The following is a 16,532-nucleotide window of genomic DNA, read 5'->3' as shown; positions in this document are numbered from 1 at the left end:
TGAAAATCAAGTGTTAAAAAGACCCCGGCTCGGCCGGGGTTTTCTGTTTTTTACATACAAAAAGTGTATCTTTTACCCCATAAATCCAAGGAATTATAAATGGAAAAACATCAAGGTTCATTCGCTTTTTACGGGGTCGTTTTTTCTCAGATTGCTTCGACTACGGCTCTCGTTGCCCTCATGGAATTGGTGCTTAACCGTTTGCATTTGTTCGAATCTAGTGACAGTTCGTTCATTGTTCTGCATCTCTTGATTCTTTTGCCTTGTGTGCTGCTTATAACGCCTGCGGGCTATTTTTCGGACAAGTACCCTAAGGAGCGTGTGTTGCGTATAACGTCGCTGCTCATGGTCCCGGCTGTGGGCGTGTTCGGTGTGGCGGCGTATGTCGGTAGTATGACGTTTGTGTTCGCGGCGGCGGCCCTCTTCTTTGTGCTGCAGGCTATAGCCTCGCCGGCAAAGAGCGGCTACCTCAAGGAACTGGTGGGCGTCCGTATGCTTGCCAATGGGGCCGGCCGGTTTACGATCGTTACCTTTGTAAGCTTGCTTTTGTCGGCAGCGGCGACCGCGGTGGCGTTTGAACAGATTGCTCCGCAGACGCTTGACTTTGCCCACCTGATGCAGGGCGTGCTCCCGATTGTTGCGGGCATAGCCGTCATGGAACTCCTTGGTACCGTGTTTGCTTTTGCGATTCCCTCTGTTGGAGCCTACGATGCCGAAATGAAGTTCCCCTGGAGTCGTTACTACAACTTTGCCTTTACCCGCCGCAAGTTCAAGAAGGCCTGGAAAAACCGTGCGCTCCGCCAGTCGATTATTGGCCTTTCGATGTTCTGGGTCATGATATTCTTGCTGCTGTTCATTGTGCAAGACATGTTCGGTTCGGGTTCGCTGTTCGACAAGGACCTGATGGCGAACTATGCGATTGTGGGGACGATTGTGGGCCTGGTGCTTGGTTCTTACTACGCCATGCGCATGTCCAAGGCCTTTATTGAAATGGGACTTATTCCGCTGGGTACGGCCGGTGCTGCCGCCTTGATTCTGATTATTCCGTTTATTCCGCGTCCTTACAATGCGGTTGCGTTTGCCTTGCTCGGTTTCTGTGGCGGCCTTTATGCGCTTCCGATGTTTGCGATGCTCCTGTACAATACCAAGCCGCGTTCGGCTGGCCACGTGCTTTCGATTAGCAATGCGGTGCAGAACATTTGCATTATCGCTTTTGACGTGCTTTTGATTGTGGCGCTCAAGTACCTGAATTTTGAACGCATGGACTTGTTCTTTATTCTAGGTATTTTCTGCTTGGCTGGCACGGTGTGGGCGCTTTGGGCTATGCCGCATACATTGCTTCGCCAGTTGCTGCGTTCCGCGCTTTCGATCCATTACAAGTTCTTGGTATCGGGCGTGCAGAATATTCCGTGGGAAGGCCCGGTACTGTTGGTGGGGAACCATATCTCGTACATTGACTGGGCGCTGATCCAGATGGCAAGCCCGAGACCCTTGCGCTTTGTGATTACGCGCCGACCGTATGAAAAGTGGTACGTGCGTCTGCTGCTTTCGCAGATGAAGACTATCAACTTGGATATTTCGAACCCGGCTCCTGCAATGGAAAAGGCGCGCCATGCCCTTTTGCGTGGCGAAGCGGTGGTGATGTTCCCCGAAAATGCAATGACTTCGACGGGTAACATGAACCGCTTTAGGCTGGATTATTCGGCGGCGATTCGCGATGTGCCCAAGGTAAAACTGCTGCCGTTCTACGTGCAGGGCCTGTGGGGCAGTTCGTATTCTATGGCTGATGCCGGCTTTAAGGACTTGGTGCATTCGGGCGGACGAATTGTGACGGTTGCTTTCGGTAACGAACTCCCGCTCGAAGCAGACCCGGTAACGATCAAGCGCGCTGTACAGGAACTTTCTATTACCGCTTGGGAGACATACATCCGTAAGCTCCGTCCGGTGGCCTCTGCCTGGATCCGTACGGCAAAGAAGGTGGGGAGTGGTCCTTCGGTGTATAGTCCCGATGGCAAGCATTTGTCTGCCCATACGCTTACGACTGCAGTGCTCTCTTTTGCGAGGGTTATTGATAAATTAACTGTCGGCGAAAAGCAGGTGGGTGTGCTGATTCCGCCTTCGGGCCCGGGCATTATTGCGAACATGGCATGCCTTGTGCGCGGTAAGACGGTTTACAACTTGAACTACACCAATACGCCTGAAACCATGGACTATTGCTGTGGTGTTGCCGATGTCAAGAGCATTATTACGGCCAAGGTCTTTGTCGAGAAATTGAAGCAGAAGGGCATTAACATGGACATTCTGCTTTCGAAGTACAAAGTGTACTATATGGAAGACCTTAAGGAGATGATTCCGAAGAGAGCCATGATTCTCAACTTCTTGAGAGTACTCGTATTGCCGGCCTGGTACCTGGAATTGCGTTTCTTCAAGAAGGTCTCGCTTGACGATGTGGCTACGGTAATCTTTAGTTCGGGCTCCGAAGGTAGGCCGAAGGGTGTGGAACTCACGCATTACAACTTGATGGGTAATATCAAACAGTGCGAAAGCGTTTTGAATCCCTGCGCCGATGACGTGTTCCTGGGTTCGCTCCCGCTGTTCCATGCATTCGGTTTTTCGATTACGACGATGCTTTGCCTTGTGGAAGGCGTGCCGGTGGCCACCTGCCCCGACCCGACCGATGCAAAGCTTGTGTCGCGCATTTGTGCTCAGTTCAAGGTGTCGTTCATGGTGGCGACGGGCACGTTCCTTCGCATGTGGGGCGTGAACCGCGCTGTGCACCCGCTGATGTTCTCGAGCGTGCGCCGCATTTACGCCGGTGCCGAAAAGATTCGCGAGGATGTTCGCCAGCTTTACCGCACCAAATTCAAGCTCGAAATCTTTGAAGGCTTCGGCTGTACCGAAACGACTCCTGTGGCAGCCGTGAATACCAAGGACGTGTTGATGGACGACTACAAGACGGTTCTGGTGGGCAACAAGCCGGGTACCGTGGGTGCACCGCTGCCGGGTACGCAGTTCCGCATTGTGGATCCCGATACCATGGAAGAATTGCCCATTGGCGAAGACGGCCTGATTTTGATCGGTGGCGCCCAGATTATGAAGGGTTACCTCAAGAATCCCGAAAAGACGGCGCAGGCAATTGCGATTATCAATGGCCGCCGCTGGTACAAGACGGGCGACAAGGGCCATGTAGACGAAGACGGTTACTTAACCATTGTGGACCGCTACAGCCGCTTCGCAAAGCTCGGTGGCGAAATGGTGAGCCTTGGTTCCGTGGACTTCAAGATTTCGGAAACGGCGTTCTTTGAAGGTGTGGACCACTTTACGGTGGCCGTGCCCGATGGCTCCAAGGGCGAAAAGATTGCGCTCCTGTTTGCGGGCGACATTTCCGAGGACGAGGCCAAGGACAGGCTCAAGCAAGTGGGACTTCCGCCGCTGATGCTGCCGTCTTATGTGCTCAAACTCGATGATTTGCCCAAATTGGGCTCCGGAAAGTGCGATTTCCAGACCGGCAAGAAGATTGCCATGGAAAAATTGGGCATTAAAAACGACTAGAGGTTTGTAATGGGTATCGAAGAACGTTCTACATTGGTTTATTCTACCGCTTTGGGGGGCCGCGTCAAGCAGGAAAAGCCCAAAGCGGAGCGTCCGCAGGGTGATGGTGTGGTAAGAATCCAGCTCAAGCGCCTTGGGGGTGGAAAAATGGCCAGTGTAGTGACTGGCGTGCCGCTCGACGAAGCCGAACTCAAGGAATTGGGCCGCGAACTCAAGCAAAAGTGCGGGGTAGGCGGCTCGGTCAAGGATTTTGTAATCGAAATCCAGGGCGACAAGCGAAATCTGCTAAAAACCGAACTTGAAAAGCGCGGATACACGGTAAAGCTCGCCGGTGGCTAAAAAAAGCCTGTTTAGGGCTTGATTTATATCACCTTATAAAAAAAAGTAATGCTTTTTGCGTAAAAAAAGAATATCTTTTTACTTGATATAGAAAGGGGCTAATGATGGTCAGAGTTTCCATTTCAAGTAAGACATTTTTACGCTCGATGATGATTCTTGCCGTAATGCCGGCAATGGTATTTTCTGCGACAGCGATCGGTAAAGTCCGTATGGCCTTGGGTGAAGTGGACCGCTGGAAAGCTAAACAGAACGAATGGTTCAAGATTAATTCTGGTGCTAAGGTTTATCAGTCCGACAAGGTGCGTACGGGCGTTGAATCCGAAGTCGTGTTCGGTCTCCCTGACGGCAGCTCCATTATGATTGGCGAAAACACCATCGTCGAAATGGAAAAACTTTTTGAACCCAACGACGAAGGTGGCTTTGAAACTAAGATCGATGTCGAAAAAGGGTTCTTGAATTTTGCCGTTCACAAACTCAAAAACAAGAAATCCAAGTTTATCTTTAAGACCGGAACCGCAACCGCATCGATTCGCGGTACCGAAGGTTATATTGGCGGCGAAGGCGTGTTCTTTGCTGGCCTTAAGACCGGTAAGCTCGAAATTACGCCCGCAGGTTCCGACAAACCGGTGTTTATCGGGGCTGGCGAAACCACGTTCGGAAAGGATTCCCTGGTGGTCGTAAAGCTTGCCTCTTCGGGTGAAGCCCGCTTTGCCAAGCGCTTGAGCAAGATTTTGGCTGACAAGTCCAAGTCGGTTAAGGAATTGCAGGCTGAAGTACAGAAGGCCGACTCTACCTTCCAGCAAGAACTGCGTGAAGATGCCCAGAAGGCTGCCGCAGCGCTTCCGGCCGATGGTTTTATCCTGAGCACGACTTCTCCGGTAGAAATCTGCGAAGGCGGTCTTTCGATTGATGGTTCTTACCGTACCTCTGACGAAAATGCATCGTTGATTTTGAAGGTGGGCAAGGGCTTTACTTCGGAAAACTTGATTCGCGCCGCCGACGGCAAGGCTCACACCTTCTCTGAAAAGATTGCCATTAGCGACGAAAACGGTCTTTGGACAGCAGACAAGGCAACGCTTGAATTCAATGGTGCTGGTCTCACGAATTCCAAGACGATTGACTTGCAGATTAACAAGTCCTGCTCCGGAGTCAATACCAAGGCTCCGACCGCAACGATTTCGTCTTACGACTCCTTGCACTGCGTTGCAAACGTGTCTGTAGGCGACATGAAGAACGATGCCGCCGTGATGTCCATTGAATCGGACGGTAGCCAGATTTCGGAAGAAGCGATTACCAAGAATGCCCAGAAGAGAGTAAAACTCCAGAAGGGCCGCCACGAATACGTAGTCCGTATCGAAGACCAGGCTGCAAACAAAGTTGAACTCACAAAGACCATGGGCTGCTATCCGAACAAGCGATTCCCAATCGAAGTCTTTGGAGGTCCGAAGGAAATCCTGAAGGTCCCGCCTCCGCCGGAAGATATTGAGGACCGTATTACGCGAACGCTGCAGTTTAGAATCCGGATTCCAGAAAACGATCCTGAATACTTGAACAAGGTGACAGTCCGATTTAACGGAAAGATTATCTTGCAGGAATCGTTGACGCAGATTCATACTTTGGATTACCAGATTCCGGTAACACTTTCGCGTGATGCGAAGAACCATATAGATATCGAAGTCGTCCACAAGAGTGGATACACGGCTAGAGCTAAGAAGGATTACGAGGTTCGTTAATGAAAATGAGGGGATGGTTTATATCCACGCTCATTATGGCAGCACTCCACGTGAGTGCTTTTGCCGTTGATGAGGGTGCGCTCAAAAAGAGCATCATAGGCGGTACACTTACCGGATTTTTAAAGAAGGACAACTCGCCGTACCTGGTGAATGAAACGATTGTCGTGCCCGAGGGAAAGGCGCTTGTCGTCGAAGCGGGCACGGCGCTTTATTTTGCCGAAGGTACGGGGCTTGACGTCCGTGGAGGCTCGATTGCCATTATGGGCGAAAAGGGTAATGCGGTGACCATGACTTCTGCCGAAGAAGGCAAGATGTGGAACGGTATTACGGTTACGGGTGCCAAACGCTCTGAAATTCAGGGGACAAATATTGAAAATGCCATGTTCGGCATTGCGGTCGAAAGCGGCTCGCTTGATGTTCGCGACGGTGTTATTTCGCGTGCGGACCGTGCTGGCGTTTTTGTGCGTAACGGCTCTGTGGCGTTGCAGTGGACTCGAGTCGAAGACTGTATGAATGTCGGTGTGTGGGCGACGCACAGTGCCGTGATCGATATTGATGCGTCTACGCTTTCGGGCAACCATGTGGCTCTTGTCGCAGGTGAAAATTCGTCTGTGAACTTGATGCGTACGCAAATCGATGTGAACGAAGTCGGTATTGTCGATTTTGGCGACAATGTGCTGACGCAAAGAAATTCTACAGTCGAAAACAATGAGCTTGCTTTTGTCGCCGACGACATTCCGCCGCAAGATGTCCGCCCGGCTCTGGGGGACAATTCGAAGCTGTTCTCGAGAAACGTGGGTGAATACAAGAGTGTTCTTGGTGAAGAACCGGTGAACCCGTATGCCGACGGCGCCAAGTATGCGGGCTCCTTGAAGGATACACAAGATTCTGCATGGAGTATTTCGGGTAACGTGGGCATTGAACTGGGGTACCACAAGGTGTTGACCCGCCACAATTCTTCGGGCAAAGATTATGTTTCGCAAGAAGACACGGTGAAGCCCGGCGAACGTTACATCAACTATTTCCAGGTTCCGGGATTCTTTACGAACTGGAATGCAAGCCTATTGATGAAATCGCCGACCGGTGCGACATTCGAAGTGGTGACCGATATCTCGAGCGATGCATGGGATCACTTTAAGGTTTACCAGTTCCAGGCCAGCTATACCGACGATATGCAACGCCTGGTGTTGGGTGATTTCTATACCAACGGTGGTGAACTCTACTTGGCCGGATTGCATGCCTTTGGGGCAAGCTACGACGTGAATGTGTTCAAGAATTCGGCCAATGACCCGATGTTCATGGGCTCTGTGTTCATGGGCGAAATGAATGCTCCCAAGACTGTTGGCGAACGCAATTACGACGTTTACCAGGATTACGTGGACGACGGCGAAGCCGAAGCCCAGAGAATGGTGGGTGGCGCAAAAGTCCGTTGGAATATGCACCGCCGCTTTAACGGGACTTTGGGCTTTGTGACAAGCAAGGATTACCTGGAAGATCCGTTCTTGAGAGACGGCATGGACCCGAACACGAATACCGTGAAACCGGTGGTGTCTTCGAGAAACCTGTTCGCTGATGGTAACTGGCTCTTTTATCCGGGCGATATCAAGTTGAACGGTCAGATTGCTGTGGGCGCCGCAGACACGCTGAATGCGGCGAAGATGCGTGCCGTGAACCAGGTGTTCTCGGAAGCGGGACTCGATCCGTCCAATTTTGCTTTGCTCAACAAGCTGATGAGCAATGTGAACGAGGTGAATTCGCTCAGTACAAGAAAGCTGGAACAGATTTTTGGCGAAAATTCGATGAAGACTCCGGCTGAAATGCGCGAAGAATTGAAGTATCTTTTGAATAAGGCTCGTGAAGTCGCCAAGACAATCCACACCGATGACATTGAACCGACGAGTGGTGAATTTTGGGGGCATGAACACTGGGCTTTCTCTGGAGCGTATCAGTGGTCGAATGCGCGTACTTTTGTCGAAGGCTTCTTTAGATACGTGGGCAGCGAGTATTACAGCGCCGGTTCCGAAGACTTGTTGCAGAATTCCCGTATGCTCGGCGGTAACTTCAAGCAAAAAATCTACGACTTCTGGAATTTCGGATTTGGTTATTGCTTGAATGTCGAAAACGCTGCAGGTAAGGGTAACGATTACAATTTGTTCGGAATGGGTGAGGGTACGCAGTGGGGGCTCCCGGGGGCGCATACCAACTGGCTCAAGGAACATGAACAGGACCCTGTGAGAACGCTCTACATTCATGACGGTTACGTGAAGAATGATTTCAAGTTGAACGACAAGATGGGCCTTACGCTCAAGTATGCCTTCAACTACAGAACTCGCAGCACGCCGCAGCGCCTGTATGCCAACTATACTGCCACCTCGGGCGTTTACAATGACCCGTGGTTCGAAGAAATCAAGGGTCGCCCGTCGATGAAGGTTTTCAACGGCATTGATACGATCAAGATTGACTCTGCCCGCTGGGCTGATTACTACGCCTTGGCCGACGAGCCTTATCTGGCAACCCAGTTCACCGAAAAACTGATGAAGCATACCATGGAATTGGGCTGGTCCTACAAGATGCCCGAACATGTGCTGAAAATCGGCGGCGTGTTGGTGGTGTTTACAGACATGTCTGAATTTGAACAGGACCGCCTGCTTTCGCACTTCCAGTTCAAGAACAAGACCTACGGCATTCTCGGCTATTACCTGCATGGCAGCGATTACTTGGAACAGCGCTATCCGATTTCTTTGACGACAACGCTCGAAGGAATTCGCAATACGGTTTCTTTGACTCCCAGGTACAAGATTTACAACCGCAACGACATGAGCGAATTCGAATGGAACTTGATGGACAATCTGGAAATGGAAATCAAGCCGGATTTCTTGGACTTGACGCTGTCGGGTAGCCTTCGCCAGAACTTGTTGAGCTATGAAATCGAAAACAAGGATTACGACGAAATGGAATTTGATCTTGACGCCTCCGCAAAGTTGCGCGTTCATCATTCTCCGGCGTTGTATTCTGATTGGACTGTGGGGACGCTTCTCAACTACCGCCCGGATAACAAGGCCGACCAGTATAAGGATTTCTACATAATCGCAGCCTTGAATTACGAATTCTAGCGAACCCTAACAAAAAATTACGCTTTTTTTAGGGATTTTTTCGAACTATAGCATAGAATTTGCTATAGTTCGTTATCATTAGGGATGGTTTTGGAATATGCGCGGTTGCAGCGGTAAACAGATATGTATACAAGGGAGCTAGAGAATAGTACAATGAATAACTATTCTTGTCATATGAAGATTCCTGTTCGCTACAACCATGTCGGTTACGCTACCGATGCGGCAAAGATTTTCTTTGTGAATCCGCAGGAGTTTAAATCTGCTAATGAAGGTGTGGATTCCTATAAATTCCGTGTCGCAAGACGTGTCCAAAATGAAGACTTGTTAATGGTGTGGGAAGGCTCTCTGGTGGAGGGGTCTTTTGAACATCACGGCGTTTGCGAATATACTGGCGAAACCCTCTGGTCAGGGGACTTTTCGGAAGTGACGCAAATGGGAATCTTTGTTATCCAGATTCGGAAGAAAAACGTTGCCGAAAAAGATTCCCTGGTTTTTGAAACCGAACCTTTTGAAATTTCGACGGAATGGCTTTACCGCCAGTTGCTTGCGAACATCAAGTCGTTTTATTACCAGCGTAGCGGTGTCGATTTGACGCCCGATTTTGCGGGTAAATGGTCGAGGCCGGCTGCACACTTGGACGATTGTATCGGGTTCCACCCGAGCATGAATCGTGAAGGATCATGGAACGCCCATGGCGGTTGGTACGATGCCGGCGACTATGGCAAGTATATTGTGAATGGCGGCGTGTCTGTTGCGACTTTGCTGCTCGCTTGCGAATTGAATGCGGATTCCGTGAGTGAAAACCGTGCCTACAAGGCGATCAATTCGGCCGAGCCTGTGATTGGACCCGATGGCCTCAAGATGTACAGCCTGATGGACGAAGTCCGTTTTGAACTTGAATTTTTCTTGCGCATGCAGGACAACGATGGCGGTGTGTTCTTTAAGGTGACGCCCGAACATTGGGACGGCTTTGTTTCACCTCGCGATTCCGATTTGTTGCAAAAACGCATGATTCTTGGAAAGTCGACAACCTCGACGCTGAATTTTGCTGGTTCGCTGGCCGCAGCTTCGCGCGTGTATCGCAAACGCGATACGGCGTTCGCAGAACGCTGCCTGCAAGCCGCGGTAAAGGCCTACAATTGGGCGACATCGCGACCGTTCGAAGATTGGCCGCATAATACCGAAGGCAGTGGCGGTTACGGCGACGAACATGCCGAAGATGAATTTTTCTGGGCCCGCGCCATGCTTTACCGCGAATTGCTGGCCTGCGGCGAAGCTGTAGAAGGCCTTACCGCCGAAAGCTTGCGCTCGTTGCTCTTGGAAGACATGAAACTCATTCCGCCCAAGTCTTGCTTGGACTGGCGCGACACTCAGAATTTTGGCTGGATTGCGCTCGCCTTGCAGGACCAGGACGAAGAATTCCGCATTGCGGCCCGCACCACTCTTGCCATGACCGCTCGCGAAATCATTGACTTGCAGAGAGTCGACGCTTACGGCATTCCCGTGCGCCGGTTCATTTGGGGCAGCAACGGCGATATTGCAAACCATGCGCTGACGCTTGCGATCGTAAAGCGCTGGGCGCCTAGTCTGGGCGGGATGTCGCTCGATTTCTGGTGCCGCGAATTGGTGAATTACATTTACGGCCGCAATCCGGTGGACGTCAGCTTTGTGACGGGATCCGCGTGGAGCTCGCCGAAAGACCCGCATCATCGTTTGAGCCATTCCGATGGCGTCGATGAACCGATTCCGGGACTTCTGGTGGGTGGCATCAACAGCGATCGCCAGGACAAGCACCGTGCGCCGCATTATCCGGGCGAAAAAACTGGATTCTCGTATACGGATGAACGCTGCTCGTTTGCAAGTAACGAAACGGCCATTAACTGGAATGCGCCGCTTACCGCAGTACTTGCATTGCTTTGCACCTCCTAAATAAAGGTGCCGCTCTATTATTTTTTATTGGAATCCTTCTTGTCTGAATCTTTTTTCGGTTCTGATTTAGTGGAATCTTTCTTTGCAGAATCCTTTTTATCTGCTTCTTTCTTGGTGGTGTCGCTGACGACCGTGTCCTTGGCGACGGTATCCTTGGGAAGTTCCACCGGTTCTTCCAACTTTTCCTTGACCTTCGGAAGCAGCGATTGCAAATCGACTACCGGATTCTTTTCGGCTTCGTATTCCTTGGCCGAAACAATGGGCTTGTAGTAGAAGGAATCGGCTTCGGTGAGGTTGCCTGCCGGGAGCAAATCGAAATAAGAGGCGGCAAGCGATAACCAGTTGCGGAGCCATTCCTTACGGGATTCGCGGCTAGAATACCAGGAATCGGCGTTGTATTGGTAGTGGTGTACGTCGGTTGTCAGATATACCGGGGATTCGCCCGAGAGCACGCTAAAGATACGCTTGACGCGGTGCGTGGCGGCGGCTCCCGTAATGAGCAAGACGGTGTCTGCGTGGTGCAACTTGAGCCAGGGAATAATGGTGTAGGCTTCGCCAATGGTTGAAGGATCGTCGTGTCGGGCGATATAGACTGCGTTGCTGTCAAAACTGCCGAGACGCATGAAATCTTCGAGGTAGAATTCGGCGTTGCTGCGGTTGCGGAGAATGCGGCGGCCGAGAATGAGCACGGAGTCAACCTTTCCGCTGGCCATGAGCTCGGCGGCGAGGTCAATGCGTTCCATGTCGGCGGACTGTCCGTCCAAAACCACGGCCCACTTTACATGGTCGAATTCATCGTCGTCGACAAGCCAATGGCCGCTTCGCGTCATGACCATGTAGAAGACGATAATCAAGAAAACGAAAGCGGCAGCGATTGCGCTTAGAATGATTTTCTTTTTCTGAATCTGTTTTTTGGTAGGTAGCTTAGCCAATTTGAGCTCCTTCGGTGCGGTAAAGCGCCGCGTTTTCGCCATCGGCGTAATATTTTTTTCGGATTCCGAACAAATTAAATCCGTGCTTTTCGTAGAAGTTGCGGGCCTTGATGTTGTTTTCGCGGACTTCTAGAAAGCAGCAGTCCGTTTTGTCTAAATCCAGTTGCGAAAGCCCGGCATGCAAAAGCTTGGAACCGACTCCCTTGCGCTGAGCGCTATTGTTTACGGCAATTGAAAGCAACTCGGAATCTGCGCCCAATAAATGGAATACGGCGTAGCCTTCGATGGTTCCTTCGTTTTCGTAGACAATGGCGTAAGTGTAGGGCGCCTTGAGTTCTTGTTCGTATTGTCGCTCGTTCCAGTCTTGAAACGCAAGTTCGGCCTGAATCCTCAGTACGGCGGGAATGTCGGCGGAATTCATTTTGCGAATGGACATGGCGCGAATCCTTGAGACTATGGACAAACTCAGTGCAATTTTTCGAAGTACGACGGTTGAATGTAGTTTGCTTCTTGCATCAAGCTCGGGGTGACCGAATCAAAGAGCTTGGCCCAATCGCTTAGGGGGCGGCCTTTGTCGAGAATCGTTGCGGCTCCGATTTCTTTGAAAACGGCGGGCAACGTTTCGTCGGCGAGGGCGGCCTCGTCTACGACAACTGTCTTTACCGGATTCGTCTTGAGGGCATCGACCACTTGGACTGTCTCGATAAAGCTTTCTTTTTCGTCTAGGCGCAGGTACCAGTAGCCTTTGCGGGCGCGAATCACGACTGCTGTACTTGCGGACGCGCCGGCAAAGCAGGCGAGGGCTTGCAGCGTAGAAACGCCGTAGAGTTTGCGCTTGCCGCTAAAGCTTAAGCCTTCACAAAAGGCGACTCCCGTGCGCAGTCCGCTGAAAGACCCTGGGCCGAGGGTGACCATGACTCGCGTGACTTGGTCGAGGCTCGCGTGGGCCTTTTCAAGCAATGCGTCGAGCATGGCAGACGCGGTTTCTCCGCGCGCCGATTCGTCTACGGATTCAAAGTAACGGGGGTCGGCGGCGCCCGATTCCAGAAGCGCCATTGAGATTCCCTTGCGCGAAGTATCTACAAATAAGTCGAACATAGTTAGAACTTAGAGCTTAGAGTTTAGAACTTAGAACTTAGAACTTAGAAGAGTTTTTCTTATCTAAGCTCTACCAACTAAGTTCTACCAACTTTATCTTTTGATGTACAGGCTCTTGTCGATGATCATGTCGATCAGCTGGCTGTAGGTAATGCCGATGCTGGCGGCTTCGGCCGGCAAAATCGAAGTCGGAGTCATGCCCGGGAGCGTATTCGTTTCGATAGCGAACAACTGCTTGTCCTTGGTGATACGCACATCGGTACGGCTGTAGCCTGCACCGCCCAAGGCGTAGTGGGCGTTCTTCACGAGTTCCTGGATACGTGCTGTCAGGTCGGGCTCGAATTCGGCCGGAGTGACTTCCTTGCATTCGCCGTTGTACTTGGCTTCAAAGTCAAAGTATTCGCGGGTGGTCATGCGCATTTCGGTCGGCGGGAGCGGCTTTTCGCCTTCGATGTAGCCGCAGCTTGCTTCTTCTCCGGCAATGAACTTTTCGCAGAGCAGACGGTTAGAATCCTTGAACAAATCCTGGGCAATTTTGCCGGCTTCGTCCAAGTCCTTGGCGATACCGATACCGATAGAAGAGCCGCCCAGCGGATCCTTAATCACCAGCGGGAATCCGAGTTCGTCGGAAACGGACACGAGCGTATCGCCAGTAAAATCGTGCTTCCAGATGACGCGATACGGCGGAGTCGGAATGCCATTCGCCTTGTAAATTTCCTTAGTCTTCACCTTGTCCATGGCAAGTGCCGATGCCAAGAGACCGCAACCGGTGTAAGGAATGCCCCAGTTTTCAAGCATGGCCTGGATGTGGCCGTCTTCGCCCCACTTGCCGTGGAGCGCAAGGAATGCGATGTCGGCGTCGGGAAGTTCAGAAAGGGCCGGAGACTTTTTGCAGTTTGCGGCAGAGCCTTCGAGTCCGCGGAAGTAATTGACCGAGAAGTTGTCCTTCTGGTAGGGGGAAAGTTCGCGGGAAGACCAGTGCCAGGTGCCGTCTTTGTCGATGAGCACCGGATGAATGTTGTAACGGTCCGGGTTCATGGCACGAACAACGCCGGTGCCACTGACAACGGAAACATCATGTTCGGTGGACGGGCCACCCATTAAAACGAGTACGCGCATACGAGCCATTATAAACCTCTTTAGAGAAAAAACTTTGTGAATAATGTAGTAAAATAGTAGGAAGTAGGCATTAGGTGGTGGTTAATGTGAAATGTGTGGTGAGGAATGAGTGATTGGACATTTTTTCATTTCACATTCCACATTTCACATTTTTTTGTAAACTAGGTTGCCTGTATGGCAAAAGGTTTGTATTTTGTAGGTATTAGAGAGGTATATGTATGCGAGTATTCGTTACAGGTGGAACAGGATTCATAGGTCACTACGTGGTCAAGGCCCTTCTGGAAAAAGGTCACGAAGTCGTGATTGCGACTAGGCACCCCAACAAGGTCCCGACACTCAAGGCAAATTCCAACGTTTCTTTTGTGGAATGTGCTCTGACAGATTTTGACCTGATGGCCGAAGGACTCCAAGGCTGCGATGCCTGCATTCATATTGCACTCGGCTGGGGCGACACGCCTTCTGCCATGTTAATGAACGACACCAGGGCGACCGTGATGTTGCTTGAGAATGCAGCAAAGGCTGGTTGCAAGAAGTTTATTTACACCAGCAGTACCGCCGCTATGGGCCGCATGCGCCCCACGATGCGCGAAATCACGAGCAACTTGCCGATGGATCTTTACGGTGCCACCAAGGCCGCCGGCGAAGCCTTTGTACTTGGCTTTACGCATGGCTACGGAACTCAGTTCCCCGAAGTCAAGATGACTCGCAACATTATTCGCCCGGGTTATACGTTCGGTAACCCTGCATGGCCCGATGGCTGCTCTCAGCCGGACCGCCGATTCTTCTCGATGGCCCAGGCAGTCAAGGAAAATCGCGACATCAACATCATCAAGAATGACGGTACGCAGTTTATTCACGCAAGCCAACAGGCTCAGCTTTACCTGAGCGTGCTTGAATCTGACAAGAACGAAGAAATCTTCCTCGGCCTTGGCGAAGTCTGGATGAGCTGGAAAGAAATCGCTGAAATGATGGTCTCGATGAAGCCCGGCTGCAAGTCCAAAATCATCGAAACGGACCTCGGCTGGGGTGACGAGCCCATGCTCTTTGACGTAAGCAAGATCCAGGAACAGTTCGGGCTCGCCTTTGATGCTCACGAGTTCATGCTCGATCACGTCAAGTGGACTTATAACCAGATTTAGTTACCCGCACCTTGTTTTGCTAGAATCGCTGCCGATGTAGTCGGGGTAGTCGTTGTCAAAACAGGCGGCGCAGTAGTTTTCGCCTTCTCCGGTACATTCCTTCATACCTTCGACGCTCAAGTAACCGAGGCTTTCGACGCCGAGCATCTTGGCGATTTCGGCAGGTGTCATGGAACTTGCGGCCAGTTCGCCCTGGCTCGGGAAATCCATGCCGAAGAAGCACGGGTGCGCCACGGGTGGCGATGCGATGCGGATGTGAACCTCGAGCGCGCCGGCATCGCGCAGCATCTTGGATAGAATCTTGAGCGTGGTGCCGCGCACAATAGAATCTTCGACCACACAGACGCGCTTGTTCTTGAGCACTCCCTCGATGGGGTTGAACTTGAGCTTGACTTTCTGTTCGCGCACGTTCTGCGTGGGGTCGATGAAGGTGCGGCCTACGTAGTGGTTACGGAGAAGCCCGATTTCGAAGCGGATGCCGCTGGCCTGGGCGTAGCCGAGCGCGGCGGTTGTGGCACTGTCGGGCACTGAAATCACGATGTCGGCGTCGACGGGGCATTCCTTGGCGAGCTGCTTGCCCATCTTGCGGCGGATCTTGTCGCAACTTTGTTCAAAAATTTTTGAGTCGGGGCGGCTGAAGTAGATGTATTCGAAAATGCAGTGGGCCAAGCGGTCCTTTTGCACGAAGCGTTCGGAATGGAGCCCGTTCTTGGTGATGGTCAGGAATTCGCCCGGCTGGATGTCGCGAATGTAGTGGGCGCCCAGCAAGTCGAAGGCGCAAGTTTCACTGGCAACGCACCAGGCTTTTCCCATGCGTGCAAGCGACAGCGGGCGGAATCCGAATCCGTCGCGGGCGATGTACATGGTGTCTTTGCTGATGAATACGAGGCAGAAACTGCCGGTAAATTTGGTGACTGCCTTCTTGATGGCGTCTCCTAAGTCGGTGGCTTCGGTGCGGGCGATTTCGTGCAACAGAATTTCGGAATCGGATGTCGTCTGAAAAATATGGCCGTCGGCTTCCATTTCGGCACGGAGCTCGGCGGCGTTGGTGATATTACCGTTATGGGCGACTGCAATCTGGCCCCATTTACAACTTACGAGAATCGGCTGCGCGTTGGCCAAGGTTGATGCGCCTGTGGTGCTGTAACGCACGTGGCCAATGCCTGCAAATCCGTCAAATTCGTTGATGTCGTGTTCCCGGAGAAGGGTCGATACAAGTCCCATGGACTTGCGGACGCGAATTTTGTCTCCGTCGGTGACCGCGAATCCGGCACTTTCCTGACCGCGGTGCTGCAGGGCGTAAAGCCCCATGGTAATATTCCTTACGACAGTGTCGCCATTGTAAATGCCGATCACTCCGCATTCTTCGTGCAATTCGTCGAGCATAACGCCTCTTTGAAATGTATGTTCCCTCTACCTCGAAGGTCATAGCCCACCCGGACGGGTGCAAGCAAGGAAACAGCCGCCCTTGTTAAGCAAAAAATGTGCCGAATTGACGAAAATGGGCTAAAAACAAAAAAAACTAATTGCAAAATCAAAAGACTTTACAATGAATGTAAAGCCTTTTGATTTAATTTA

Annotated in this window: 11 protein-coding genes; 6 read left to right on the top strand and 5 right to left on the bottom strand. The window is 51.5% G+C overall.

The annotated features are described in order from the left end of the window. Positions 1-99: 99 nt before the first annotated feature. The 5 genes from BUC02_RS00830 to BUC02_RS00810 all read left to right on the top strand — a co-directional run bounded on the left by BUC02_RS00830 (position 100) and on the right by BUC02_RS00810 (position 10,666). Entirely contained in the window at positions 100-3,552 is a 3,453-nt protein-coding gene (locus BUC02_RS00830) for an MFS transporter (protein ID WP_073317377.1), read from the top strand. 9 nt (positions 3,553-3,561) lie between these two features. After that, positions 3,562-3,891, top strand: coding sequence for an SUI1 family translation initiation factor (locus BUC02_RS00825; RefSeq protein ID WP_073317374.1), 330 nt, complete (start codon positions 3,562-3,564; stop codon positions 3,889-3,891). A 101-nt stretch (positions 3,892-3,992) separates the two neighbouring features. Beyond that, entirely contained in the window at positions 3,993-5,624 is a 1,632-nt protein-coding gene (locus BUC02_RS00820) for a FecR family protein (RefSeq protein WP_083564328.1), read from the top strand. Next, entirely contained in the window at positions 5,624-8,737 is a 3,114-nt protein-coding gene (locus tag BUC02_RS00815) for a right-handed parallel beta-helix repeat-containing protein (protein WP_139260945.1), read from the top strand. Before BUC02_RS00820 ends, BUC02_RS00815 begins: the two co-directional genes overlap by 1 nt. A gap of 153 nt (positions 8,738-8,890) precedes the next feature. Beyond that, positions 8,891-10,666, top strand: a complete 1,776-nt coding sequence (locus BUC02_RS00810; RefSeq protein WP_254794037.1) for a glycoside hydrolase family 9 protein — start codon at positions 8,891-8,893, stop codon at positions 10,664-10,666. A gap of 17 nt (positions 10,667-10,683) precedes the next feature. On the opposite strand, the gene BUC02_RS00805 is transcribed toward BUC02_RS00810, so the two are convergent. From BUC02_RS00805 to BUC02_RS00790, 4 genes are all read right to left on the bottom strand, one after another. After that, on the bottom strand, positions 10,684-11,598 hold the full coding sequence (locus BUC02_RS00805; protein WP_073317364.1) for an ElyC/SanA/YdcF family protein: 915 nt from the start codon (positions 11,596-11,598) through the stop codon (positions 10,684-10,686). Continuing rightward, entirely contained in the window at positions 11,591-12,034 is a 444-nt protein-coding gene (gene rimI, locus BUC02_RS00800; RefSeq protein WP_073317361.1) for a ribosomal protein S18-alanine N-acetyltransferase, read from the bottom strand. Before rimI ends, BUC02_RS00805 begins: the two co-directional genes overlap by 8 nt. A 29-nt stretch (positions 12,035-12,063) precedes the next feature. Next, a complete protein-coding gene (tsaB, locus tag BUC02_RS00795) occupies positions 12,064-12,696 on the bottom strand; it encodes a tRNA (adenosine(37)-N6)-threonylcarbamoyltransferase complex dimerization subunit type 1 TsaB (protein WP_073317358.1) in 633 nt (210 codons plus the stop codon). Positions 12,697-12,789: 93 nt separating this feature from the next. Further along, positions 12,790-13,824, bottom strand: coding sequence for a D-alanine--D-alanine ligase family protein (locus BUC02_RS00790; RefSeq protein WP_073053903.1), 1,035 nt, complete (start codon positions 13,822-13,824; stop codon positions 12,790-12,792). Between the two features lie 209 nt (positions 13,825-14,033). Between BUC02_RS00790 and BUC02_RS00785 the strand changes: the two genes are divergently transcribed. Further along, entirely contained in the window at positions 14,034-14,954 is a 921-nt protein-coding gene (locus BUC02_RS00785; protein WP_073317355.1) for an NAD-dependent epimerase/dehydratase family protein, read from the top strand. Here BUC02_RS00785 and purF read toward each other — a convergent pair whose 3' ends face one another. Further along, complete coding sequence (gene purF, locus BUC02_RS00780) at positions 14,955-16,340, bottom strand: amidophosphoribosyltransferase (RefSeq protein ID WP_073317352.1); 1,386 nt, start codon at positions 16,338-16,340, stop codon at positions 14,955-14,957. Between the last annotated feature and the right edge of the window lie 192 nt (positions 16,341-16,532).

This window comes from Fibrobacter sp. UWOV1 (assembly GCF_900142495.1).
Classification (GTDB): Bacteria; Fibrobacterota; Fibrobacteria; order Fibrobacterales; family Fibrobacteraceae; genus Fibrobacter.
The sequence above is the reverse complement of the archived record's forward strand: the minus strand, read 5'-3'. Positions and strand labels throughout refer to the sequence as shown.

Coding starts and splice junctions, on each gene's coding strand:
- BUC02_RS00790 (WP_073053903.1), bottom strand. CDS start 13,824: ATGGCTCGTATGCGCGTACTCGTTTTAATGGGTGGCCCGTCCACCGAA.
- BUC02_RS00820 (WP_083564328.1), top strand. CDS start 3,993: ATGATGGTCAGAGTTTCCATTTCAAGTAAGACATTTTTACGCTCGATG.
- BUC02_RS00830 (WP_073317377.1), top strand. CDS start 100: ATGGAAAAACATCAAGGTTCATTCGCTTTTTACGGGGTCGTTTTTTCT.
- rimI (WP_073317361.1), bottom strand. CDS start 12,034: ATGTCCATTCGCAAAATGAATTCCGCCGACATTCCCGCCGTACTGAGG.
- BUC02_RS00810 (WP_254794037.1), top strand. CDS start 8,891: ATGAATAACTATTCTTGTCATATGAAGATTCCTGTTCGCTACAACCAT.
- purF (WP_073317352.1), bottom strand. CDS start 16,340: ATGCTCGACGAATTGCACGAAGAATGCGGAGTGATCGGCATTTACAAT.
- BUC02_RS00825 (WP_073317374.1), top strand. CDS start 3,562: ATGGGTATCGAAGAACGTTCTACATTGGTTTATTCTACCGCTTTGGGG.
- BUC02_RS00815 (WP_139260945.1), top strand. CDS start 5,624: ATGAAAATGAGGGGATGGTTTATATCCACGCTCATTATGGCAGCACTC.
- BUC02_RS00785 (WP_073317355.1), top strand. CDS start 14,034: ATGCGAGTATTCGTTACAGGTGGAACAGGATTCATAGGTCACTACGTG.
- tsaB (WP_073317358.1), bottom strand. CDS start 12,696: ATGTTCGACTTATTTGTAGATACTTCGCGCAAGGGAATCTCAATGGCG.